Raw genomic sequence first — 23,309 nt, forward strand, 5'->3', positions numbered from 1 at the left:
ACACCATGCCTCGCCTTATCGATTATGAAAAGGCGAAAAAGACGAACCTGTCGAAAGTGACAGATTCGTCTTTTTTAGATTCAGGATTTTAATAAGTCGAGTACCGAACGGACGGTAGACGCAGAGCGGTTCAGCGCTTCTTGTTCATCGGCAGTCAGCTCGAGTTCGTAGACGTGCTCGACACCGTTCCCACCAAGAATGACCGGTACACCAAAGTACATATCGTCATATCCATATTCGCCTTCGAGATAAGCAATGGCAGGTAGAATACGTCGCTGATCCTTCAAAATCGCTTCGACCATCTCAGCGATCGCCGCTGCTGGCGCATAATAAGCAGAACCGTTTCCAAGTAACTGAACGATTTCACCGCCCCCTTTACGGGTCCGGTCAACGATCGCATCGAGTCGTTCTTTCGATATGAGCTTCTCAATCGGAATTCCTCCTGCCTGAGAATAGCGCAGTAGCGGTACCATATCATCTCCGTGTCCACCGAGCACGAACCCTGATACGTCCTTCACAGAAACATTGAGTTCTTCTGCTAGAAATGTCCGGAAACGTGCTGTGTCGAGGACGCCGGATTGACCAATGACACGCTCTTTCGGAAAACCAGATGCTTGATAGACCGTATACGTCATCGCATCGACAGGGTTCGTCAAAACGATGATGATTGATTCCGGCGCATGCGCGACGACTTCCTTCGTCACAGCTGTCATGACGGCAGCATTCGTACTCACAAGGTCTTCACGGCTCATACCCGGCTTTCGCGCGATACCGGCAGTGATGACGACGATATCCGCACCGTTGATGTCCGCATAATCCGATGTCCCTTTTACCGAAGCATCAAATCCGAGGATCGGCGCTGCTTCTTGCATATCGAGCGCCTTTCCTTTCGTCGGATTCTCTTGCTCTGGTCGGTCGACGAGGACGATATCACCTAACTCTTGCTGGGCAAGGTAAAGTGCCGTCGTCGCGCCCGTAAAGCCACTTCCTATGACTGCGATCTTCTTCCGTCTGTTCATCGACTCATTCCTCCTGATCGGATTACATGTTTTTGATGAGTTCGTCCGCGAATTCAGAACACTTCACTTCAGTCGCACCATCCATGAGACGTGCGAAGTCGTATGTGACGACTTTTGCTTCGATCGATGTTTCCATCGATTTGATGATGAGATCTGCTGCTTCGTTCCAACCGAGGTGACGGAACATCATTTCGCCTGACAAGATGACAGATGATGGGTTTACTTTATCAAGTCCAGCGTATTTTGGTGCTGTACCGTGAGTTGCTTCAAAAATCGCGTGACCAGTCATGTAGTTGATGTTTGCTCCAGGTGCGATTCCGATACCACCCACTTGTGCAGCAAGTGCATCCGAGATGTAGTCACCGTTCAAGTTCATTGTCGCAACGACATCGAACTCTTTTGGACGAGTCAAGATTTGTTGTAAGAAGATATCAGCGATTGAGTCTTTTACGATTAACTTACCAGCAGCTTCAGCGTCTGCTTGTGCTTTGTTCGCAGCCTCAGTTCCCTCTTCTTCTTTGATACGATCGTACTGGTTCCAAGTGAATACGTGCTCTGCGTATTCACGCTCAGCAAGCTCATAACCCCAGTTTTTGAAAGCTCCTTCAGTGAACTTCATGATGTTTCCTTTGTGAACGAGTGTCAACGAAGCGCGCTTGTGCTCAAGTGCGTATTCGATTGCTGCACGAACGAGGCGTTCTGTTCCCTCTTTTGAAATCGGTTTGATTCCAAGACCAGATGTCTCAGGGAAGCGAATTTTGTTGACACCCATTTCGTTTTGAAGAAATTCAAGCAGTTTTGCAACGCCTTCGCTACCTTCTGCATATTCGATTCCTGCGTAGATGTCTTCAGTATTTTCACGGAAGATGACCATATCTGTATCTTCTGGGCGTTTAACCGGTGAAGGAACACCTGTGAAGTAACGAACTGGGCGAAGGCATGTGTACAAATCAAGCTCTTGACGTAATGCAACGTTCAATGAGCGAATACCGCCGCCGACTGGTGTCGTAAGTGGTCCTTTGATTGCGATGATGTGCTCACGGATGAGATCGAGTGTCTCTTCTGGTAACCAGTTACCTGTTTTGTTGAATGCTTTTTCGCCAGCATAGACTTCTTTCCATTCAATCTTCTTCTCACCGTTATAGGCTTTTTCAACTGCTGCATCAAATACGCGTACCGCAGCATTCCAGATGTCAGGTCCTGTTCCGTCACCAATGATGAATGGAATGATTGGAGCATTTGGAACTTGAAGTGTACCGTTCGTTACTGTGATGTTTTCGCCTTGAAGTGTAGCCATGTCTAAAAATCCCCCTTAAGTAATTGTAATCTACATCAAAAATCAGGAGAGGATTACTCCTCTCCGTCCTTTTAACGTTCTTCGATGGACACATATGTCCGGTGCGTTTCACCCGTGTAGTCTGCACGTGGACGAATCAGACGGTTATCGCTATACTGCTCTAAAATGTGCGCCAACCAACCTGACATTCGACTTACCGCAAAGATTGGAGTGAAAAGTTCTGTATCAAGTCCAAGTGCATGGTACGTAGAAGCGGAATAGAAATCAACGTTTGGTTTCAATCCTTTTTCCGACTGGACGATCTCGTCAATCTTAACTGACATCTCGTACCACTTCGGCTCCCCGATTTGAGCAGTCAACTGACGACTCATTTCCTGAAGGTGCTTCGCACGTGGATCGCCGTCCTTGTAGACACGGTGACCGAAGCCCATGATTTTTTGCTTGTTCTCAAGTTTATTATGAACATACTCGTCAACCTTTTCAACCGAATCAATTTCTAACAGCATCTTCATGACGGCTTCATTCGCTCCACCGTGAAGAGGTCCTTTTAATGCACCCATCGCTGCTGTCACACCTGAGTAGACGTCAGAGAGTGTCGCAACGCAAACACGTGCCGTGAATGTCGAAGCGTTCAACTCATGGTCTGCATGAAGAACAAGCGCTTGGTTGAACGCTTTTTCAGCCACTTCTGTCGGCTCTTCGCCTGTCAACATGAACAGGAAGTTTGCAGCGTAAGAAAGACCCGTTTTAGGTGCGATTGGTTCTTGCCCTTTTTTGATACGCGCGTAAGCCGTAACAAGTGTTGCGATTTGCGCTTGTAATTTGATGGCTTTAGCGTAATTCGCCTCTGTCGACATATCTTCTGATGTTTCATCGTAAAGCGCGAGTTGAGAGAGCGCTGTTCGAATCATTGCCATCGCATTCGCCGACTTTGGTGCTGCCTTCATCGTCTCGAGAACGGCAGTCGCAACTGGTGCTTCGGAAATGAGTGCTTCCGACAGTTGCTTCAATTCCTCTTCTTTTGGTAGACGGTCGTTCCATAATAAGAAGACGACTTCCTCAAATGAGGCGTGCTCCGCCAAATCATCAATTGTATAACCGCCGTACGTCAATTGACCATCGATGATCGAACTGATTTTCGATGTCGTCGCGACGATTCCTTCTAAACCTTTAGTTTGCGTCATGACAATAATCCCCCTTTTTTTCCCCAGAAATTTAAAACGCTTTCATTTCCGTATTGAAAAAAAGACGTCCACTCAAGAGTCGTTCCCCATGCTTGTACCGCTGTACTCTTGAATAGACCATCTTGTTTCTGTTCTTAGTATAAACAAAATTACCCAAAAAGTGAATGAACTTGCATACTATTATCAAAAAATTAATTCGTATTCTTTGCTGATCCTGCTCATCCCGTGAACGTTTTTGCGATGATATCCCACATTCCGATGACAAGCGCAGCGATCCCAGCACCAATTAGCGGACCAACGGGTACTCCCCGAAAGAGTCCAACTGCGAGAATCGTTCCGGCAAGCAATGCCGTCGTGACAAGTGGGTCTTCTTTCATCAGACCAACACCATGTGCCGCGACGATCGCAACGAAGATTCCTGATAAAAATGAGATGATGCCGATATGCCCCCGAATACTTTGAATAAGTTCCTTAAATCCGATATCCCCTGCTGCGATCGGTACAAGAATCGCAGCCGTAATCAATGTGACACCCCACGTGATTCCTTTTGCCTGCAAGGATGGAAATAATCGACCATCTAGTCCGATCGCCTTGACGATCAACAGGAAAGCAGCAGCGATGATCAATGATTTATTTTGTGCGATGACCCCGATGAAGACGAGGGCAATCAAAAATAGATAAGCTTCCATACGTCCTCCTCATGAAAAAAAGACGGACATGACCTAAGTCACGTCCGTCATGAATGAATTATGCGTTATACAGTTTACCTGTCAATGGATCGATTGAGATCATTTGACCGTCTTTGAAGACTGTCAATGCATTTTCAACACCAACGATGACCGGTTTACCGAGTGATGGTCCAACGATACCAGCATGGCTAGTCAATCCACCATCTACTGTGATCATTGCTGCAGCCAATTCGATTGCAGGCATCATGTCACGATCTGTTGAGTTCGTAACGAGGATCATGCCTGGTTTCGCTTTCGCATTTGCTTCTTCAGCATTGTTTGCGATGACGACTTCACCAACAACACCACGTTCGCCGATTCCGCGACCGTTTGCGATCTCTTTACCAACGATGTGAACTTTTAGCATGTTCGTTGTACCAGCAGTCAAAGCAGGGATACCAGCCGAGATGACGACGAGGTCACCGTCTGTAACAAAACCAGCATCTTTCGCTGTATCTGCAGCAAGTGTCAACATATCATCCGTGTTGTCTGAGAGATGATCGACGACGATTGGATACACACCCCATACGATGTTTAACTGACGTGCGACACGTGCGCTTGGTGTAACAGCGACGATGTTCGGCTCCGGACGGTATTTCGAGATACGTGATGCTGTGTAGCCCGATTGTGTCGGTGTCAAGATTGCTTTTGCATCCAAGTTGATTGCTGTGTGCGTAACGGCTTGAGCGATCGCATCCGTTACTGTGTGCTCACTGCGAGTTTGACGATCTTTCAACAAGAGTTTGTAGTCGAGCATTTTTTCTGTACGTTTTGCGATCGAGTGCATCATTTTGACAGATTCAATCGGGTAGTCCCCTGCTGCTGTCTCACCTGAAAGCATGATTGCATCCGTACCATCAAGAATCGCGTTCGCGACGTCTGATGCTTCGGCACGTGTTGGACGTGGGAAACGTTGCATTGAATCAAGCATTTGTGTTGCTGTGATGACCGGTTTACCAAAGTCATTACAAAGCTTGATCAAGTCTTTTTGAGTTGGTGTTACGTCCTCTGTCGGGATCTCGATACCGAGGTCACCACGCGCTACCATCAAACCGTCTGAAATCGCGAGAATTTCTTCGATGTTATCGACGCCTTCTTGGTTCTCGATTTTCGGGAAGATTTTGATGTGAGTCGCATTGTTTTTCTCAAGCAATTGGCGAATCGCAACGACGTCAGACGCACGGCGTACGAATGATGGTGCGATTAAGTCGACATCGCTCTTGATTCCGAATTCGATATCAGCTACGTCTTTATCTGTCAAAGCAGGAAGGTTAACCTTCACGTTTGGCAAGTTGACACCTTTTTTCGTTTTGATGACACCTTCGTTTTCGATAGAGCAACGAAGTTCACGGTTTGGAAGTTTTTCAACGACACGAAGACCGATGAGACCATCATCAAGCATGATCATCGAACCAACTTCGACATCATCATAAAGTCCTTCATACGTAACAGAGAACTTATCTTTTGTTCCGACGATTTCGTTTGCGTCACCACTGACGACGATGACTTCTTGTCCACGTACGAGAAGTGCTTTTCCATCTTCGAACGTATGCGTCCGGATTTCTGGACCTTTCGTATCAAGAAGAATCGTAACGATTTTGTTTGCTTCTTTTGCTGCACGACGGATATCTGTGATTCGTGCACCGTGTTCTTCATAATCGCCGTGTGAGAAGTTCAAACGAGCGACGTTCATACCTGCTTCGATCATTTCTGGGAGACGTTTTTCTGACGCCGGTCCGATCGTACATACAATTTTAGTTCTGCGCATATTCCATAAACCTCCTACGGTGTTTGGCCAAGTTCTCTTGCCCATTCCAATCCTATCGACGTTCGTTAAATTGAAAGCTGTTTTGAAAGCTCAAGGATTTCAAGATCCAGCTCATGTTTGTTTGCGTCGAGTGCCTCATCGATATCGAGATCAATCATCTTGCCACCACGTACACCTACGACACGTCCTTGTTTTCCTTGAAGTAGGATTTCGATGGCATGTGCCCCCATCCGACTTGCAAGTACACGGTCCGCTGCCGTCGGTGCTCCACCACGTTGAACGTGACCAAGAACCGTGACGCGTGTATCGAGACCTGTTTCTTTTGCGATAGCGTCTCCCACGTCCTGAGCACGACCTGCACCTTCAGCGACGATGACGATCGAGTGTTTCTTACCGCGGTTGACACCACTTTGAATGCGATCGAGGACTTCTTTTAAATCTTCAGGACGTTCAGGAACAAGAATCGATTCTGCTCCACCAGCAAGTCCTGCATATAATGCGATATCACCCGCATCGCGTCCCATGACTTCAATGACATACGTCCGCTCATGCGACGATGCTGTATCACGGATTTTGTCGATCGCTTCAAGCGCCGTATTGAGCGCTGTATCAAAACCGATCGTATAGTCCGTTCCAGGAATATCGTTATCGATCGTACCTGGAAGTCCGATTGTCGGGAAGCCAAGTCCAGTCAATTTTTGGGCACCACGATACGACCCGTCTCCGCCTACGACGACGAGTGCATCAATTTCAAATTTCTTAAGATTGACGACCGCTTTTGCTCGTCCTTCTTCTGTACGGAACTCAGGGCAACGTGCTGAACGTAGGAACGTTCCACCTCGTTGAATGATGTCACCGACTGATCCAAGGTTCAACTGGACGATGTCCCCGTTGATTAATCCTTGATACCCGTTGTAGACACCGAATACTTCTAAGCCATGAAAAATCGCTTTACGCGTGACAGCACGCACCGCGGCGTTCATACCTGGTGCATCGCCGCCACTCGTTAAGACAGCAATCCGTTTTAAACTCACGTTAATCACCTCTCCATTAATCTGAATCTAAAATAGCACGTTGTTTTCTTGTTTTACAACAGGGCAGATTGCATAAACTTTCACTATCTTTTTCATCATCAATTCCGGAAATGAGGAATATCAATCATGATAGCGATTACATGGTGCTTATGTGCCAATTTGGTGATATTTTTCGGTCCGTTGATCGAGGAGCTCTTCCTTGGTCAGATGAACCAAAGTTTCGAGCTTCTGTACCAAGACAGATTTTAGTTTATCCGCCTGTAATGACACATCAAGATGTGCTCCTCCGATGACTTCAGGAATGATAGCATCCGCGATTCCAAGGCGTAACAAATCAGGTGCTGTGATTTTCATCGATTCTGCAGCCTTTTCCGCAAGACTCGCATCTTTCCACAATAATGCTGCAGCACCTTCAGGAGAGATAACGGAATACGTCGAGTTCTCAAGCATCAAGAGTTGATCACAAACACCGATTCCTAAAGCACCACCTGAACCGCCTTCACCAATGACAATCGAGATGATTGGCACAGTCATCCCAGCCATCTCAAACAAGTTTTTCGCGATGGCTTCACTTTGACCGCGTTCTTCTGCCGCACGTCCTGGATATGCTCCTTTCGTGTCAATGAACGTAATGATCGGTCGGTTGAATTTTTCCGCTTGTTGCATGAGACGCAGTGCTTTCCGGTACCCTTCTGGATGTGGCATCCCGAAGTTACGACGAATGTTCTCTTTTGTATCTTTTCCGCGTTGATGACCGATGATCGTCACGGGACGACCATTCAGCGTTCCGATTCCACCGACGATTGCTGCATCATCATACCCATGACGATCACCATGCAGTTCGATGAAATCTTCACAAATCGATTCAATGTAATCGAGTGTCGTTGGACGTTCTGGATGACGTGCCAACTGAACACGATTCCACGCTTTCATATTCCCGTAAATATCGAGTTCTAACCGATGAAGGCGTTCTTCAAGAAGTTGCAGTTCTTCCTTGAAGTCAAGTCCTTGCGTTTCCGCCATGTCATGAAGCTCAAGAATTTTTTCGCGTAACGCGATGACTGGTTGGTCAAATGGTTGCATGGTTCGTTCCCTCCGCATGTAGCTTTAAGATTCGCGTATAGTACGTCTTCAGATCGTGTCGTGATACGACATCGTCCAGTTGACCTGCTTGCAATAAGAATTCTGCTGTTTGGAAATCTTCCGGTAGTTTTTCACGAATCGTCTGTTCGATGATCCGTCGACCTGCAAATCCAATCAACGCACCCGGTTCAGCAATGTTGAAATCACCGAGCATCGCAAAACTTGCTGATACACCACCGGTTGTCGGATGGGTCATACAAGAAATATAGAGTAACCCTGCATCTGAATGCTGTTTTAAAAAGAGACTCGATTTCGCCATCTGCATGAGACTGACCATTCCTTCTTGCATCCGTGCCCCACCTGAAGCAGAGAATATCGTGACAGGTAGACGATGTTTCGTCGCGTAACGAACAGCTTCAGAAATTGCAGCACCAACGGCAGCTCCCATCGAGCCCATCCGGAATCGCGCATCCATGACACAAGCGACGAGTGGGTGACCATTCACATTCCCGACGCCACAGACGATCGCTTCCTTAAGACCCGTTCTGACTTGATCTCCTTTTAATTTTTCCGGATAGTCCTCAAATCCGAGGGGATCCGCTTGAACTGCTGGCAGATCAAAATATGTTACCGAACCTTCATCAAATAATTGCGTAAAACGTTCTTGCGCAGTCAATGGATGATGATATCCACATGAACAGACGCGTAGGTTCGCTTCTAGTTGTTTCGTATATTGGATCAATTTACATTTCGGACATTTTGTCATTAAGCCAACAGGCACATCGACACGTTGCTCCTTTGAAGTCAACGTGACGAACTTTTTAGGTTTTCGAAAAAATGCTTGCACGTTCAGTTCCCCCTTGTCATCTATGGGCGGTTCAAGAGTTGTTCCCGTTCCACTTGCGTATAGAGTTCCCCTTGACCGAAGCTTTTATGGAAGGCATTGACTTGTCGCCAGATTCGTTCAAACAGATCGTTATCGACCGTCTGAATCAACGTCTCACGAAACGCTGCATCGGATGCAACGACTGGTGCAAGCACCGAAAGGTCATCCAGCTGCGCGAGCGCTGCTTGCTCAAGCAAGCGGAGCGTTCCTGCCAAGTCTTCGAACTTCGAATCGCCAGTCACTAAGAATTGAGCGATGATTTGAATATAGGTATGATCGTCACGGTTCAACAGAAAGCTTCCGCCTCCGTGCCGTGTCTCGACGATGCCTAAATAAGCGAGCGTCCGTAATGCTTCTCGTACGGACGGTCGGCTGATGGATAGTCGTTCTGCCAGTTCCCGTTCCGATGGGATTCGGTCTCCTGGAACTAATCCATCTTGTTCGATCATCAATTTAATCGCCGCGATATTGGCTTCAAACGCATTTCGTTTCTTCTCCATATCGATACGGCACCACCTTTCTGACCCTTCAGTCGGTTGCTTTAATCGGTGGCATTGGTCAGACCAATTACCCTTTATTATAACAAATCTTATTACCTACTACTAGTTTGAGCGAGGCACATTTTTCAGGACAACATGATCCTCACCAAACTGCATACGTAGACGAGCTAATAATTCCTCATCATGCCGAACCGCATAAAGTGGCGGTAACGATTTCGTCTCGCGTGAATCAGCGTAGCGAACGACGACTGGAATATCGCCTGGCGCAGCTTCTAACAATTGTTCGAGTGTGGCTAGCTCATTTTTTGATGTTAGCTTGACGAACAATACATCTTGTCCGAGTGGCCGGAGCCGTTCCAAAATGAATTGACGCTCCCCTTCACGATCTTGAACCTTTAACTCGATCAATAAGACATTCCCTAAATAAAGAGAACGATGGAACCGCTCATACTGACTTGGGAATACGACGACTTCTTCATTTGAATACCCATCGACCGCTTGAATGACCGCCATCTCTTGACCGCGTTTCGTCTTGAATTCTCGGATTTGATCAATATAGCAGATTAAATAATGCGTGTCTGCTCCGACACTAAGATCATGAAAATAAGCAGATTCGACCGGTGCTTTCATCGCTGTCGTCAAAGGAGAATACGTTAACCAGAATCCGAGTGCATCTCGTTCCAGGCGTGCCCAGTCGGAATCGCTTCGTTTCAATGACTTCTGTGTCCGACGTTTCCCGAGGATTGCCAGTTCGTCCGGTAATAAGGTATTCGATGATTCCGTGAAGTACTCGAGCACCTCTTGTTCAGCGAGTCCACGATCGCCGTGCGTCGCTCGGTCTAATGCGCCACTATAAAGTAGTAATTCAATTTTTGCTCGTTCCTTTTTACCCCATCCGACATGAGTCAATAGATCGGCGATCGTCGCCGTGTGCTTCGACGCTTCTTTTAACCGTTCGAACTCTCGCTCGGAAATACCTTTAATCACATGGATTCCAAGTCGAATCCCCTTTCCCTCTAGTGAAGAACGATAATCGGAAATCCAGACGTCCGGTGATAGGACAGGGAGACGTCGTTCGCGCATCAACCGGACGAGGCGTTCCGGTTGTTCCACCGAAACGAGAAAGAAAATTTGCGGGAAATGCGCTTTGATATACCCAAGGGCATAACTAATCTTTGAGTAGGCGACTGCATGACTTCGGTTAAATCCATATCCGGCAAAACGTTCGATTTGTTCATAAAGTGAATGTGCTACTGTATCATCGAATCCATTCGTTCGTGCACCTTCTAAAAAATGGAGACGTTCCTGTTCGAGCGAATCCGTACTCTTCTTGGAAATCGCACGTCGTAATATATCTGCTTGAGCAAGCGTAAAACCAGCCACTCGGCGTGTGATTTCCATGACTTGCTCTTGGTAGACGATGATGCCATATGTCGACGCCAGCACCTCTTCTAATACAGGATGTACCATCTGATAAGGTTGACCGGCTTTTCGTTTTGCATACAGATCAATGAATTTCATCGGTCCTGGACGATAGAGCGACATCGTGGCGACCAAATCTTCAAATCGATTCGGTTTCACTTCTCGCAATGTTTGTTTCATGCCTGGTGATTCGAATTGGAAGATATCATCCGTCTCAGCGCGGGCAAAGACTTGGAACGTCGCACGATCTTCTTCTGGAATTTGCGATAGCGTAAAAGAGGGGTGTTCTCTTCGAATCAATTCTTCCATCCGACGCAAACGACTAAGATTGCGCAGTCCCAGCAAGTCAATCTTCAGTAATCCTTGACGTTCTAATGCTTGCATCAGGAACTGCGTCACGTATCGCTCGTTCGGTCCTGTCTCTAAGGGTGTCGTCTCGACGAGATTCTCTGACCCGATGACGACGCCGGCTGCGTGAACCGAACGTTGTCGCGGGAGACCTTCGACTGCTTGCGCTAGCTGTAAGAGTTGTCGACGTTTTTCACTTCCAGAGAACCAGCGATACGTCTGTTTATTTTGTTCGATTCCTTGTAACGTCGTCGATTTTCCAAGCTGCTTGACTGCAGCATCCAGTTCATCTTTTGAAAACTCCAGCGTTCGTCCGACGTCTCGCAGAGCGGCTTTGGCACCAAGCGTTGATAAGGTCCCGATTTGGGCGACATGGTCTTTTCCGTAACGCATCACAAGATCTTCTAATACCTCTTCGCGTCGTTCATCTTCGATATCAATATCGATATCCGGCATCGAAATCCGCTCTGGATTCAAAAACCGCTCAAAGAGTAATCCATATTTCAACGGATCAACCGTCGTGATTCCAAGCGCATAACTAACGAGAGAGCCTGCTGCCGACCCACGACCAGGTCCAACATGAATGCCTTTCGCCTTTGCTCGTCGAATAAGTTCCTCGACGATCAAGAAATAATCAGCAAATCCGGTTTGTTCGATGACGGACAGTTCATAGGCGAGCCGTTCCTCCGCTTCTTTACTTTCATGACCGTGTGCCAGTAATCCTTCTTCAGCATGCGTCCGCAGCATCGCATTCGAATCTTCTGCGACGCGTGGTAATGGACGTTGCTGGAACGGTAATTCTAAGCGTTCAGATGTCGCGGCAAATTGCTCAGCCATCGTGATTTCTCGCTCCGTAAAGTCTTCGAGTAACTCTTCTCGAGTCTTTAAATGCATCAGACGATCTGTTTTTTGATCTTGGAACGTCGTTGCTTCACGGATCGCACGTATTGCTTGATAAGCTGGGGCTTCAGCTCGATGAAGATAACGGACAGGATCGACCGGGATTGTCTCTACACCGAGTGATGCGGCTACTTCCCGATAACGCATGCGACTCTCTCGCTCGACCGTCGAGCGACTCGAAGTCACTCCCATATATGTACGCGCCCCTTGAACGTGTCCCATCCACTGCACGACGGAACGACGTAGACGTGTCATATCTTCCGATGCCTGACGAAGCGGAACGAGCACCGCAATGAGCGATGAGGCTTCAATAACCGGTTGTTCACTAGCTAATCGGTACAATTGCCGTAAGCCATCAGAAGAAAAAGCAAACCACAAGATACAACAGTCTTCTTCCTCGATTCGCTGTTCCCAGCCAATGACCGGTTGTAACTGTCGACGCTGACACGCCTCGATGAATGCCGGAACTCCGGTTAATGTCGTTTCACAGATGATCGCTCGTCCAAGCTGACGATGAACAAGCTCATCGAGGTACGTCTCGATTCGAATCAAACTTTGTAAGGGACTATATTGTGTCCGGACATTTAAGTGCATCTTCTATTCTCCTCTCTCTTCTGATGAAAGCTTAAAAAGTTTTCAGAACATTCATATCTAACTAACTCAAGTACTCGCCATCTGATTTATTATTCGCTACAATAAGTATAGAAATATCATGACGGGTACGGAAGGAGCATTTCTCATGATTTTGAATCGTAGTCAAATCGCACGTGAAAAGGTTGAACAACTAAAGTTAGGTGTTACTGCTTTTACTGAAACGGAAGAAATCGCTGAGAAGATTCGCAAGTCGGTCGCTGAACTTCAACTGAATGTCATTGAAGACCACACCGATCGTGGCGTATGGTTCATTCCGCAAGAAGAAACAAAAACGAAATAAGCATAAAAAGGCTGTTCGCTCCGCTTCCTCATGAGAGGAATGAGACCGAGCAGCCTTTTTTCCATTTAAAACTGGAAGTTCGCAGCGACCTCATTCAGACGATTAACGACACGTTCGACTTCACTTAACTGTTCAATCGTCGCACCAGACGCCATTGGATGTCCACCGCCATTGAATTCTTTTGCTACTTCATTGATGACTGGACCCTTCGAGCGAATTCGGACGCGAACTTCCATATCCGTTTCGAGGAACAGCGCCCAGCACTTCATTCCTTGTAAACCGGCAAAACTATTGACGAGTAACGATGCTTGTTCGACCGTTGCTCCAAATTGCTTCAATGTATCCTGTGTCAAGACGACATAACCGACGCCTTGATCCGTCAATTGGAGATGTTGAAGAACATATCCTTGTAGATGAAGCGCCGCCAGTTCTGTTTGGTACATATTGCGATACAACCAATCTGTATCAATCCCTGCATCAATCAATTGCGCCGCGACTTCAAACGTTCGTTTCGTCGTACCACGGAATTGAAAACGTCCCGTGTCACCTACGATTCCCGCATAGAATTGAATAGCAGCTGATGCCGGAATGTCGTATCCCCATTCATTCAATAGATGAACGAGCAGTTCCGATGTCGAACTCATCGTCGTATCGACGAGTTGCACTGACGCGTATGGATCCTCATCGGGATGATGGTCGATTTTAATGACGTCTTTTCCTGTCATCGCGACCTTCCCGTCAATACGTGCTTGATTCGCCGTATCCAAAATCACGACTAACGCCTCTTTGTATAACTCGTCTTCTACCTGATCGAGCTTCCCCATAAATGACAATGATGTCGCCATCTCACCTGCCGACAAGACTGTTTTTTCAGGAAACTGGTGTTGCAATGTCAATTGTAAGCCGAACTGACTACCGAGTGCATCGGGATCCGGTCGTTCATGACGATGAATGATGATCGTATTTGCAGCTTCAATCATTTGTTTGATTTGCTCTTTCACTGTGCACAGCTCCTCTAATCTTGATATGATACTAGATGAAGACAAAAAGGAGGTCCTTTTAATATGCAATTCATCCTCATCGCCCTCATCGTTTTCTCGCTTGGTGGGTATTTGTTAGCAAAACGCCGCGCGTTCCATACGAAAAGCACGAACCGAAAATACTTGTTCAATACACAAGCGAGCATTTGGTTGAGTCTGTTCGTCATCCTATTTGCCGTCAACCAGTTCGTTTCCGGGAACGGATTAACGACACTCGTCGGAAAAGTGGTCTGTTCTATTTTAATCGTCGTCGGTGTTGCTTCATTCATCGCTGGATTCATCCGTTACAAAAAGATTTATCCATATGTCGTCCGTGAGATGGAGCAATCCTGAGCGAGATTCAGAGGAACCGAAGTCAATCGACTTCGGTTCTTTTTGTATTCACTTAACGATCGATGAGTTGCGAAGTCACGAGTGCTTTCGCAACGATTTGTGTACCTTGATACATTTCGACATCGACTTTCCCGAATTTCCGACCAACGTCAAAGACATTGGCCCGGATCGTTACCGTGCTCTCGATCTGAACAGGTTTAATGAAATAGATGCTGACGTTTTCAATGACAAGGTCACCTTTCTTCATGTGACGCAACATTCGCGTCGCCCCTTCGACGAGAAGCGTCGTCAATACACCACTTGAAGCAGTCCCCATGAAATTCGTCATTTGTGGAGAAACCTCAAGGGATAAGTACGGTCCCCGTTCGTCCTCTGCCGCTTTAATCTGCCCTGTGATCAGATCATCGAATGTCTCCCCGACCTGCGGCTGGCGATTCGCTAGTTGCAACGCCTTGAGGACATCTTGACGGCTAATGATCCCAAGCAATCGCCCATACTGGTCAATGACCGGTAACATTTCGATTCCTTCCCATACCATCTGATGCGCAGAATTCGTGACACTCGTTCGAATGCCGACCGTAATTGGATGCCGCGTCATGACTTTTTCAACAGCCCAGTCATGTGGACGGTCAATGATGTCCTTCGCCGTCACGACACCGACGACCTTCATTTGTTCATCGATGACAGGATAACGATTGTGTTTCGTCTGTTCGTTCAACTCGTGCCAACGTGAAATCGGATCCGTCGTCTGTAAATAGAACGTATCATGTAAAGGAATTAAGATATCCGAGACGAGTAAGATTTCTTTTTTGATCAATCGATCATAAATCGCTCGGTTGATCATCGTTGCGACCGTAAATGTATCGTATGACGTCGAAATGATGGGCAACTCCATCTCATCCGCCAATCGTTTTGCATCCTCCGTTGTATCAAATCCACCAGTGATCAATACAGCGGCCCCTGCTTCAAGCACGAGTTCGTGTGCTTTTTCACGGTTCCCGATGATGACGAGACTGTCGACATCGATGTAACGCATCATCGCTTCAAGCTTCATTGCGCCAATGACGAATTTCGTCAATGTCTTGTGTAATCCGTTTCTTCCACCGAGAACTTGACCATCGACGATATTCACGACCTCCGCGAATGTCAGCTTCTCAATATTTTCTTTTTGTTTCTTTTTGATTCGAATCGTTCCGACTCGTTCGATCGTCGAGACGAACCCAAGATTCTCCGCTTCCTTGATGGCGCGATAGGCCGTTCCTTCGGATACGGTCAAGTCCTTCGCGATTTGTCGGACGGAAATCTTCGTTCCGACATCAAGATCTTCGATATGTCGAATGATCTGTTCGTGTTTCGTAGGCATACTGTATCCCTTCTTTTCCTTTTTTCTACTCTCCTGTCATTATACTGTACTACTCCAAAGATGAAAACGTGTACTAGTCTGATTTACGATAAATGTTTTTCGAATCGGACGATGGTATACTTATGTAGAAAATGAGTAGAGAGGTGGAGTCACATATGAGCGAACGTACGAATTACATTAGTGCTTTCTTGAAAGAACAAGGAATCGATTTAGCCGTCATTACTTCAAAGGCGAATGTCTTTTACTTTTCAGGAGTCTACGCAGAACCACACGAACGTGTCATGGCAGTCCTCGTTGATGTAACCGGCAAACATGTATTATTCTGTCCGGCACTCGAAGCAAGTATCGTTGCAGCGAGTCCTTGGGAAGGAGACGTCGTCACGTATGAGGATCATGAAAATCCATTCGATCGTTTAGCTGAATTATTCAAGACATTTGAACATTCAAACAATCGGATCGGTATTGAAGGTGAACATATGACGTTTAGTCGATATCAAGAACTGAGCTCACATCTTGAAAATGCAGCCATTCTTGATATTGGTGAGTCCTTACAAGCGCTTCGCTTGAAGAAAACACCGGAAGAAATTGCTATCCTTCAAGAAGCAGCAGCACTTGCGGATGAAGCGATCGAAATCGGTAAACAAGCGATCCGTCCAGGTATCACGGAAATCGAAGTCATTGCGGAAATCGAATATGAAATGAAGAAAAAAGGCGTCCGCGAGATGTCGTTCGATACGCTTGTCCTATTTGGTGCAAACAGTGCTGATCCACACGGTGTCCCAGGTGACCGCGTCATCCAAGAAGGCGATTTCGTCCTATTCGATCTCGGTGTCATTTGGAAAGGCTACTGTTCAGACATTACACGGACCTTCATTTATGGTCAGGCAAGCGAAGAACAGACGAAAATCTATGAAACGGTCCGCCAAGCACTTGAAGCCGCGACAAAAGCGAGTCAGATCGGTACGACACTCGGCTCGTTGGATAAAGCAGCCCGCGACGTCATCACAGAGGCTGGCTACGGTCAGTACTTCACACATCGCGTTGGTCACGGACTCGGAATCGAGGTTCACGAATTCCCGTCCCTCGCTTCGAACAACTTACTGACGGCTGAAGCTGGTATCGTCTACACGCTCGAACCAGGTATCTATGTTCCCGGAGTCGGCGGCGTCCGGATCGAAGATGATATCCATCTTACTGCGGAAGGTCCGGTTGCGTTAACTCGCACACCAAAACACCTTCAATCGATTCCATCATCTTAAATCAGTAAAAACACCTAATCCAAGCGATGGATTAGGTGTTTTTTATTTACTTACGGGATTGATGGACGACATTGACGCCCCCTGTCACATCAAGAATCGCACCTGTGATCATACTTGATTCTTCTGCGAGTAAGAAGGAGATGGCGCGAGCGATATCTTCCCCGACACCCGTTCTTCCGACTGGTGTTTCTTCATCTTGCTCTGCTTCGGAAATCCGTTTCGTCTTGTTATCACCGACGATGTTCCCCGGATTGACCATGTTGACCGTAATGCCGTGCTCTGCCTCTTCAAGCGCCACACTCTTCGTCAAACTCACCATCCCGCTTTTAGCAGCAGCGAACGCCGCCCGGCACACCCATCCTGGCGCTGTCGCACTTTCCGGAAAACCATACGTGATGATTCGACCATAGGCTTGCTTACGCATGATGGGTAATACTTGACGTAACAACCAGAAACTAGCGGTCAGATTCCCGGTAATGACTTCATTCCATTCTTGATCGCTATAATCTACTAATGCTTTCCGCTCGAATATATATGGTCCTGCATTAAGTATCAACGCATCAATCCGACCTTGCTCGTTAATCGCTTGTTGAGCTGCGTGTTCCACTTCTTCTTGGTTCGTCACGTCTGCTTGAATCGTCACAAGATTCGGATGTGTAAACTCGGGTTCAGAACGATGGAACGCTGTTACTTTCCATCCTTCTTCCAATAACTGGCGTGTTACTCGTTCTCCCAGTCCTTTTGTACCTGCTGTAATTAACGCGTGCCTCATCTTGGCATCGCCCCCTTTCACTGACTCCATCTTACGACGGAATGGAAAGGTAGGACAATTTTTAGAACTCGTTGAATGTTTCGTCCGCTTCCAGTAAGAGAATGGTATAATTAGGGTGTACTCATCATATCGATTACGAAGGGATGGATTCATCATGGCAATCGTCTATCATAATGTACTTGTAGCAGTAGATGGCTCAAAAGAGGCAGAACGTGCCTTCGAGACGGCAATCGATGTTTCATTGCGAAATGATGCAAAATTGATCATCGCACACGTCATTGATACACGGACGTTCGCAACAGTAGAAGCATATGACCGTACCATCACGGAACGTGCTGAATCTTACGCGAAGGAATTGCTAGACGAATATGTTAAGACCGCTCAAGATCGCGGTGTACAGGAAGTCGAAGTTGCAATTGAATACGGTTCTCCAAAAGTCACGATTGCCAAAAAACTTGCTCCTAATCACGATGCTGATTTAATCATCTGTGGCGCGACCGGCTTAAACGCTGTTGAGCGTTTCTTCATCGGTAGTGTCTCTGAAAGCATTACGCGTTACGCAAAATGTGACGTCTTGATCGTTCGTTTATGAACCACTCTTCTTTCAAACAAAAGCCTCTCTCCCTTCATCTCAAAGGAAGAGAGGCTTTTTGACGACCTGCTTAAACAAAAAACCATCGAACCAATGTCCGATGGTTTGAAATCATTTGTATTTTACTGTAACGGTACGACGACCCCAGTTGAATGCTTCTGAACGAGAGTAGTAAAGGATATCCATCTTCTTACCTTTGATGGCACCGCCAGTATCAGCAGCTGTATATGTCCCTTTCAACTTCCCTTTGTAATACACTTTGACTGTCGAACGAAGTGGAATGACACGTGGATCAACAGCTACGACTTTCTTTTTCGAGCTTTTGATGTTCCAACCGATTGCTGTCAGGTTGCCACTTCCTGGATCATACGGTGTATAAGCTGTCGCACTCACGTTCGTGACTGTTTTCCAACCGCCCGTAGATTGTTTTTTTGATCCGCTTGACGTCACAACCTTCGAGTAGCTCGCGCTAAGATAAGCCGTCTTACCTTTGTAGCTTACTTTATACCAGTTCCCTGTTTTTGCTTTGTACGATAACGTTTGGTTCTTATATAGAAGACCGAGTTTCTTCGAAGAAGTAGTAGCTTTTTGACGAATGACTAGGCTATCGACTGTTGACTTGACGCTTTTCTTAGTTGCAGCCTCTGCTTGAAGACCTGCGAACGAACTGAGTGCTAACACGACCGTTAAAACACTTGCGAGCATTCGTTTCATCATGTATTTTCTCCTCCATCATTGTTTCGTGTTTGTTAACTGAGATTAATATACATGACAAAAGCAAGTAGTGCCGTTACATATAGACCACAAAAATATGTCTGTACTATTACCGTTATGTTACAAAAGACTCATTTTTTTAAGAAATGACCCTTTTTTAGGTTTATTTTTACGATGATGACGCTTCTTTTTTCGTTATATGACAAACGTCGTAACAATAGATCATACGTTCGCGTATGACTTTTCTGGGATTTCATCAAAAAAAGGACTAAATCGTCGTATTAACGATTCAGTCCTTTTTAAAAATTATGCGTTTTGAGCAACCAATCCACCAACACGAACTGTATCGCGTGCGATCATCAATTCTTCATTCGTTGGAATGATAATGACTTTGACTGGTGAGTGTGGGTAGTTAATGAAGAGTTCTTCTCCATGAGCTCCATTGTTGAGTGATGGATCCCAGTAAACGCCCATGAATTCGAGACCACGTAGGACACGCTCACGGATTGAATCTGAGTTTTCCCCAACACCAGCTGTGAAGATAATGGCGTCAACACCATTCATCTCAGCAGCATATTGCCCGATGTATCCGTGGATACGGTTCGCGAAGATACGGAGTGCCATCTCTGAACGGTGGTTTCCTTCCTTCGCAGCCGTTTGGACGTCACGCAAGTCACTTGAAAGACCTGAGAGTCCGTAGATTCCAGACTCTTTGTTCATGACGTTCAAGACTTCTTCCGCTGTTTTCCCTGTTTTCTCCATTAAGAATGGAATCAAAGCTGGGTCAAGTGAACCAGAACGTGTTCCCATCGTGATTCCTTCAAGCGGTGTGAAGCCCATCGTCGTATCGATTGATTCGCCACCCGAAACTGCTGCGATTGATGCTCCGCTACCTAAGTGACATGAGATCAAACGAAGGTCTTTTAATGGACGACCAAGTAATTCAGATGCACGTTCCGTAACATATTTGTGGCTCGTACCGTGGAAACCATATTTACGGATACCGTATTCTGTGTAGTAATCATACGGTAAGCTGTAAAGGAAGTTTTCTTCTGGCATCGTTTGATGGAACGCCGTATCGAAGACCGCCACTTGTGGCACTTCCGGAAGCAATGCTTGGAATGCCCGGATTCCGATCAAGTTTGGTGGAATGTGAAGTGGTCCGAGCTCTGTATACGACTCGATATCTTGCATGACTTCATCCGTGATCAATACAGAGTCTGCATATTTTTCTTTACCATGAAGAACACGATGTCCGACACCTTTAATCTCATCGTAAGACGAGATGATTCCGAACTCCATTAATTTTTCGAGGGATAACTCGACTGCTTCTTTATGTGTTGCAAGCGGGAGGACATCTGTATACTTTTGTCCTTCACCATATTTAATCGTAAAGATTGCATCGTCTTTACCGACACGTTCAACGAGTCCGACTGCAATCATCGTTTCGTTCGGCATTTCGAGCAATTGGAACTTCAAAGACGAACTACCTGCGTTTACCGCCATAATTTTTGCCATGATTTTTCCCCTTTTCCATTTGAATCCAATGAACATTCACATCTGTTTAGGTTTTCTTCTATTTCTGTTCTACAACTAGAATAGTCAAATTAACGACAGATTTCAATCACTTTGCGTAATTCATTTTAATTCTGTGTTAATCCATTCATCAATCTGTTTCACCATACCACCAAACGCACGGGCATCTGTGAAAGATGGTAGTTCAGCAAGTAACGCTTGTTTTGGCATCTTCATACCGGCTAAATGATTACGGACGATCAAATAACTTTTTGCTGCCTGTTCTTGTTTGAACATGGTTAACGGCAATTGTAAAATGCCGATGACGTGCGCTTTTGATTCAAAGTACTGTTTCAACTTGCCTTCCGTATCATGCTGGAACAAACCGTTCGGAATGACAAAAACACCGAACCCACCTGGTTTGACGTATTGCATCGCTTGTTCGATCAATAAGAAATGACTATAGCTCATACCCTCATCTCGTTTCAAGATGTAAGAAGCAGCAGCCTCTTCATCCGGATAATAACCGACTGGGAGATCAGCCATCGCAAGATCAACTGGATCTAGCAACAAAGGTCGTAACGCATCTTGATGCGTATACGTAACAGGATAGTCGAGTAATTCCGTTACCGCTGCCGATAAACGAATTAACGTCTCATCTACCTCAACTGCTTCAGCAGATGTGCCTGTCGAAAGCTGACTCAAGACAGCGTGTAACATACCACCTGTTCCACTTCCTAATTCAAGTAGTCGGATGTCCTCCTTACCTACCAATTTCCCGATTAGATAACCAGCAAACAAAGCGACGCTGTCTGGCGTCGGCAAATGGTTCGGTTGCGCTTGTTTCATCCCTTCTAAAATAGCAAGCGATACTGCCTTTCGAATGACCTCTTTGTCTACATTTTCAGTATGGCGATCGTTCAACCGGTCAATCACAGTCGTCAACGCTTCTAGGTAAGGCATATCAAGATCACGTTCGATTTGTTTTGTTTGACGTGTTAATTCCTTATATAACTTTTCTAACGGCTCCATGTACGTCATCCTCTCCAAAACGAAACGGCCCCCCGTAGAGCGGGAGCCGTTTCTATCATTAGTTCCATTGTAACGCTTCAGCGTCGTTTGTAAACCATTCTTACTTCGCTTCACGTGCTGCAGCGAGTGCTGCTTCGAAATTTACCTCATCCGTTGATTCTTCGAGGTATTCGACATACGTGATTTCGTTGTTCGAATCTAAGACGAAGACAGAGCGAGCAAGCAGACGTAATTCTTCGATTGCCACGCCGTACTGTGTACCGAATGAAAGATCACGGTGATCAGACAATGTCACGACTTGATCAAGACCACTTGACGCACACCAACGACGTTGCGCGAACGGAAGGTCGTTTGAGATCGTCATGACCGTCACACCTTCGATTTTAGCTGCTTCTTCGTTAAATTTACGAGTCTGCGCATCGCATACCCCTGTATCGATTGATGGGACGACACTGATGATTCGAACACCTTGGTATGTATCACGTGTTACGGGCGATAAGTCGTTAGCTAACACTTGAAAGTCCGGTGCTGTTTGTCCGACTTGAACCGCTGTACCTTGAAGTGTGATTGGATTTCCTTTAAACGTTGCCATATGAATTCCCCTTTTCCCCTGATTGGATATACTGTATTTTCTATTTAACTATAGGAATGATCTGCGAAGATGGCAAGTATTCTGCCATAATTGATGGACTTCAGTACCCGTCTTTCTAAAAAACAGGTATAATAAAAGAGTTCATGAAACGCTTTCAAGGGGGAATTGACCATGGCTCGAAATAATGTCTACCTGTACTACCGAAATACACAAAGACACGAGACGCAGGTGCGAAAGTTGATTGATGTCGGTACACGATACGGACTGAATGTCGTCCAAGATCATCGACAAGCAAACATCATCGTCTCGATTGGTGGAGATGGGGCTTTCTTGCAAGCGGCACGCTTCACAGGTTTCCGTGATGATGCAATCTATGTCGGATTCGCTGAAGGTCCAAACTCGTTCTACTGTGACTTTGATATCAATGATCTTTCTGCGGTCGAAGCAATCTTTAAAGAGACGGGCAATCGTGTCTCGGATGGCGAAATCGAAGTACGTCGTTATCCACTACTTGAAGCATCCATCAACGGTGGACCACCGATGCTCTGTCTGAACGAATGTTCCGTAAAGTCGAGCATCATCAAATCACTCGCAATCGAAGTCTATATCGATGACTTCCTGTTTGAGACATTCCGCGGGGATGGAATGGTCATCTCAACACCGACGGGATCTACGGCTTATAACAAGTCACTTTCTGGTGCGATCGTCGATCCATTGATCCACTGTCTTCAAGTCAGCGAGATCGCTTCCGTTAACAATAACCGGTACCGGACACTCGGTTCTGCTTTCCTATTGAACCGCGGACGGAAACTCTCGTTACGCATCATTGAGGACGGAAACGATTATCCGATCATCGGGATGGATAACGAAGCACTCAGCCTGACACGAACGGATTCAGTCGATATCCAGCTCTCTGAAAAAGAACTTAAAACCGTCAAATTGACGAACAATACATTTTGGCATAAGATTCAACGCTCATTCTTATGACAATAAA

General features: G+C 46.2%; 22 protein-coding genes. 5 read left to right on the forward strand and 17 right to left on the reverse strand.

The window, feature by feature from the left end; translation table 11 throughout:
* Nucleotides 1-80: 80 nt before the first annotated feature.
* The 10 genes from mdh to dnaE form a co-directional block, all read right to left on the reverse strand.
* Complete coding sequence (mdh, locus tag B2U10_RS02195) at nucleotides 81-1,019, reverse strand: malate dehydrogenase (protein WP_290785343.1); 939 nt, start codon at nucleotides 1,017-1,019, stop codon at nucleotides 81-83.
* A 22-nt stretch (nucleotides 1,020-1,041) separates the two neighbouring features.
* Complete coding sequence (icd, locus tag B2U10_RS02200) at nucleotides 1,042-2,316, reverse strand: NADP-dependent isocitrate dehydrogenase (protein ID WP_035406288.1); 1,275 nt, start codon at nucleotides 2,314-2,316, stop codon at nucleotides 1,042-1,044.
* Between the two features lie 71 nt (nucleotides 2,317-2,387).
* A complete protein-coding gene (citZ, locus tag B2U10_RS02205; RefSeq protein WP_035406285.1) occupies nucleotides 2,388-3,500 on the reverse strand; it encodes a citrate synthase in 1,113 nt (370 codons plus the stop codon).
* A 218-nt stretch (nucleotides 3,501-3,718) separates the two neighbouring features.
* The gene (locus B2U10_RS02210) at nucleotides 3,719-4,189 is read right to left on the reverse strand and encodes a DUF441 domain-containing protein (RefSeq protein ID WP_035406282.1); all 471 of its coding nucleotides are present in this window, start codon (nucleotides 4,187-4,189) and stop codon (nucleotides 3,719-3,721) included.
* A 58-nt stretch (nucleotides 4,190-4,247) separates the two neighbouring features.
* Nucleotides 4,248-5,996, reverse strand: coding sequence for a pyruvate kinase (pyk, locus tag B2U10_RS02215; protein ID WP_035406280.1), 1,749 nt, complete (start codon nucleotides 5,994-5,996; stop codon nucleotides 4,248-4,250).
* A gap of 65 nt (nucleotides 5,997-6,061) precedes the next feature.
* Nucleotides 6,062-7,030: a 6-phosphofructokinase gene (gene pfkA / locus B2U10_RS02220; protein WP_035406276.1), complete on the reverse strand. Its 969-nt coding sequence runs from the start codon at nucleotides 7,028-7,030 to the stop codon at nucleotides 6,062-6,064.
* 147 nt (nucleotides 7,031-7,177) lie between these two features.
* The gene (gene accA, locus B2U10_RS02225) at nucleotides 7,178-8,113 is read right to left on the reverse strand and encodes an acetyl-CoA carboxylase carboxyl transferase subunit alpha (RefSeq protein ID WP_035406271.1); all 936 of its coding nucleotides are present in this window, start codon (nucleotides 8,111-8,113) and stop codon (nucleotides 7,178-7,180) included.
* A complete protein-coding gene (gene accD, locus B2U10_RS02230) occupies nucleotides 8,100-8,960 on the reverse strand; it encodes an acetyl-CoA carboxylase, carboxyltransferase subunit beta (protein ID WP_056062672.1) in 861 nt (286 codons plus the stop codon). Before accD ends, accA begins: the two co-directional genes overlap by 14 nt.
* Before the next feature lie 20 nt (nucleotides 8,961-8,980).
* On the reverse strand, nucleotides 8,981-9,499 hold the full coding sequence (locus B2U10_RS02235) for a FadR/GntR family transcriptional regulator (protein ID WP_035406263.1): 519 nt from the start codon (nucleotides 9,497-9,499) through the stop codon (nucleotides 8,981-8,983).
* A 102-nt stretch (nucleotides 9,500-9,601) separates the two neighbouring features.
* Nucleotides 9,602-12,763, reverse strand: coding sequence for a DNA polymerase III subunit alpha (dnaE, locus tag B2U10_RS02240; RefSeq protein WP_290785347.1), 3,162 nt, complete (start codon nucleotides 12,761-12,763; stop codon nucleotides 9,602-9,604).
* A gap of 145 nt (nucleotides 12,764-12,908) precedes the next feature.
* On the opposite strand from dnaE, the gene B2U10_RS02245 reads away from it, so the two are divergent.
* A complete protein-coding gene (locus B2U10_RS02245) occupies nucleotides 12,909-13,103 on the forward strand; it encodes a hypothetical protein (RefSeq protein ID WP_035406258.1) in 195 nt (64 codons plus the stop codon).
* 65 nt (nucleotides 13,104-13,168) lie between these two features.
* Here B2U10_RS02245 and B2U10_RS02250 read toward each other — a convergent pair whose 3' ends face one another.
* Nucleotides 13,169-14,104, reverse strand: coding sequence for a DHH family phosphoesterase (locus tag B2U10_RS02250; protein WP_290785350.1), 936 nt, complete (start codon nucleotides 14,102-14,104; stop codon nucleotides 13,169-13,171).
* A 63-nt stretch (nucleotides 14,105-14,167) separates the two neighbouring features.
* Here B2U10_RS02250 and B2U10_RS02255 point away from each other — a divergent pair, with 63 nt between their 5' ends.
* Complete coding sequence (locus B2U10_RS02255) at nucleotides 14,168-14,476, forward strand: YtpI family protein (RefSeq protein ID WP_035406252.1); 309 nt, start codon at nucleotides 14,168-14,170, stop codon at nucleotides 14,474-14,476.
* A gap of 52 nt (nucleotides 14,477-14,528) precedes the next feature.
* Here the strand turns inward: B2U10_RS02255 and B2U10_RS02260 are convergent, their stop codons facing one another.
* Nucleotides 14,529-15,839, reverse strand: coding sequence for a DRTGG domain-containing protein (locus tag B2U10_RS02260; RefSeq protein WP_023469046.1), 1,311 nt, complete (start codon nucleotides 15,837-15,839; stop codon nucleotides 14,529-14,531).
* Between the two features lie 155 nt (nucleotides 15,840-15,994).
* Here B2U10_RS02260 and B2U10_RS02265 point away from each other — a divergent pair, with 155 nt between their 5' ends.
* A complete protein-coding gene (locus B2U10_RS02265) occupies nucleotides 15,995-17,098 on the forward strand; it encodes a M24 family metallopeptidase (RefSeq protein WP_035406247.1) in 1,104 nt (367 codons plus the stop codon).
* A gap of 46 nt (nucleotides 17,099-17,144) precedes the next feature.
* Here B2U10_RS02265 and B2U10_RS02270 read toward each other — a convergent pair whose 3' ends face one another.
* Nucleotides 17,145-17,870, reverse strand: a complete 726-nt coding sequence (locus tag B2U10_RS02270) for an SDR family oxidoreductase (protein WP_290785354.1) — start codon at nucleotides 17,868-17,870, stop codon at nucleotides 17,145-17,147.
* Between the two features lie 154 nt (nucleotides 17,871-18,024).
* Between B2U10_RS02270 and B2U10_RS02275 the strand changes: the two genes are divergently transcribed.
* The gene (locus B2U10_RS02275; protein ID WP_029342342.1) at nucleotides 18,025-18,462 is read left to right on the forward strand and encodes a universal stress protein; all 438 of its coding nucleotides are present in this window, start codon (nucleotides 18,025-18,027) and stop codon (nucleotides 18,460-18,462) included.
* Between the two features lie 111 nt (nucleotides 18,463-18,573).
* Here the strand turns inward: B2U10_RS02275 and B2U10_RS02280 are convergent, their stop codons facing one another.
* The 4 genes from B2U10_RS02280 to tpx form a co-directional block, all read right to left on the reverse strand.
* The gene (locus tag B2U10_RS02280) at nucleotides 18,574-19,179 is read right to left on the reverse strand and encodes a 3D domain-containing protein (RefSeq protein WP_035406242.1); all 606 of its coding nucleotides are present in this window, start codon (nucleotides 19,177-19,179) and stop codon (nucleotides 18,574-18,576) included.
* A 303-nt stretch (nucleotides 19,180-19,482) separates the two neighbouring features.
* Nucleotides 19,483-20,694 (reverse strand): acetate kinase, encoded by a 1,212-nt coding sequence (locus B2U10_RS02285; RefSeq protein WP_035406240.1) that lies wholly within the window; start codon nucleotides 20,692-20,694, stop codon nucleotides 19,483-19,485.
* 120 nt (nucleotides 20,695-20,814) lie between these two features.
* On the reverse strand, nucleotides 20,815-21,723 hold the full coding sequence (locus tag B2U10_RS02290) for a class I SAM-dependent methyltransferase (protein ID WP_023469052.1): 909 nt from the start codon (nucleotides 21,721-21,723) through the stop codon (nucleotides 20,815-20,817).
* A gap of 100 nt (nucleotides 21,724-21,823) precedes the next feature.
* On the reverse strand, nucleotides 21,824-22,321 hold the full coding sequence (gene tpx / locus B2U10_RS02295; protein ID WP_155960139.1) for a thiol peroxidase: 498 nt from the start codon (nucleotides 22,319-22,321) through the stop codon (nucleotides 21,824-21,826).
* Between the two features lie 165 nt (nucleotides 22,322-22,486).
* Here tpx and B2U10_RS02300 point away from each other — a divergent pair, with 165 nt between their 5' ends.
* Nucleotides 22,487-23,302 (forward strand): NAD kinase, encoded by an 816-nt coding sequence (locus tag B2U10_RS02300; protein WP_023469054.1) that lies wholly within the window; start codon nucleotides 22,487-22,489, stop codon nucleotides 23,300-23,302.
* Nucleotides 23,303-23,309: the final 7 nt, after the last annotated feature.

The sequence above is a fragment of the Exiguobacterium sp. UBA7533 genome (genome assembly GCF_002479335.1).
Lineage (GTDB): Bacteria > Bacillota > Bacilli > Exiguobacteriales > Exiguobacteriaceae > Exiguobacterium_A.

Bases quoted from the DNA above. Each gene is read 5' to 3' on its own strand.
- citZ (WP_035406285.1), bottom strand. From the start codon at position 3,500: ATGACGCAAACTAAAGGTTTAGAAGGAATCGTCGCGACGACATCGAAA.
- B2U10_RS02210 (WP_035406282.1), bottom strand. From the start codon at position 4,189: ATGGAAGCTTATCTATTTTTGATTGCCCTCGTCTTCATCGGGGTCATC.
- B2U10_RS02275 (WP_029342342.1), top strand. From the start codon at position 18,025: ATGGCAATCGTCTATCATAATGTACTTGTAGCAGTAGATGGCTCAAAA.
- pyk (WP_035406280.1), bottom strand. From the start codon at position 5,996: ATGCGCAGAACTAAAATTGTATGTACGATCGGACCGGCGTCAGAAAAA.
- mdh (WP_290785343.1), bottom strand. From the start codon at position 1,019: ATGAACAGACGGAAGAAGATCGCAGTCATAGGAAGTGGCTTTACGGGC.
- B2U10_RS02270 (WP_290785354.1), bottom strand. From the start codon at position 17,870: ATGAGGCACGCGTTAATTACAGCAGGTACAAAAGGACTGGGAGAACGA.
- dnaE (WP_290785347.1), bottom strand. From the start codon at position 12,763: ATGCACTTAAATGTCCGGACACAATATAGTCCCTTACAAAGTTTGATT.
- B2U10_RS02255 (WP_035406252.1), top strand. From the start codon at position 14,168: ATGCAATTCATCCTCATCGCCCTCATCGTTTTCTCGCTTGGTGGGTAT.
- B2U10_RS02245 (WP_035406258.1), top strand. From the start codon at position 12,909: ATGATTTTGAATCGTAGTCAAATCGCACGTGAAAAGGTTGAACAACTA.
- B2U10_RS02235 (WP_035406263.1), bottom strand. From the start codon at position 9,499: ATGGAGAAGAAACGAAATGCGTTTGAAGCCAATATCGCGGCGATTAAA.
- accA (WP_035406271.1), bottom strand. From the start codon at position 8,113: ATGCAACCATTTGACCAACCAGTCATCGCGTTACGCGAAAAAATTCTT.
- B2U10_RS02265 (WP_035406247.1), top strand. From the start codon at position 15,995: ATGAGCGAACGTACGAATTACATTAGTGCTTTCTTGAAAGAACAAGGA.
- B2U10_RS02285 (WP_035406240.1), bottom strand. From the start codon at position 20,694: ATGGCAAAAATTATGGCGGTAAACGCAGGTAGTTCGTCTTTGAAGTTC.
- B2U10_RS02260 (WP_023469046.1), bottom strand. From the start codon at position 15,839: ATGCCTACGAAACACGAACAGATCATTCGACATATCGAAGATCTTGAT.
- B2U10_RS02290 (WP_023469052.1), bottom strand. From the start codon at position 21,723: ATGGAGCCGTTAGAAAAGTTATATAAGGAATTAACACGTCAAACAAAA.
- B2U10_RS02300 (WP_023469054.1), top strand. From the start codon at position 22,487: ATGGCTCGAAATAATGTCTACCTGTACTACCGAAATACACAAAGACAC.
- B2U10_RS02280 (WP_035406242.1), bottom strand. From the start codon at position 19,179: ATGATGAAACGAATGCTCGCAAGTGTTTTAACGGTCGTGTTAGCACTC.
- icd (WP_035406288.1), bottom strand. From the start codon at position 2,316: ATGGCTACACTTCAAGGCGAAAACATCACAGTAACGAACGGTACACTT.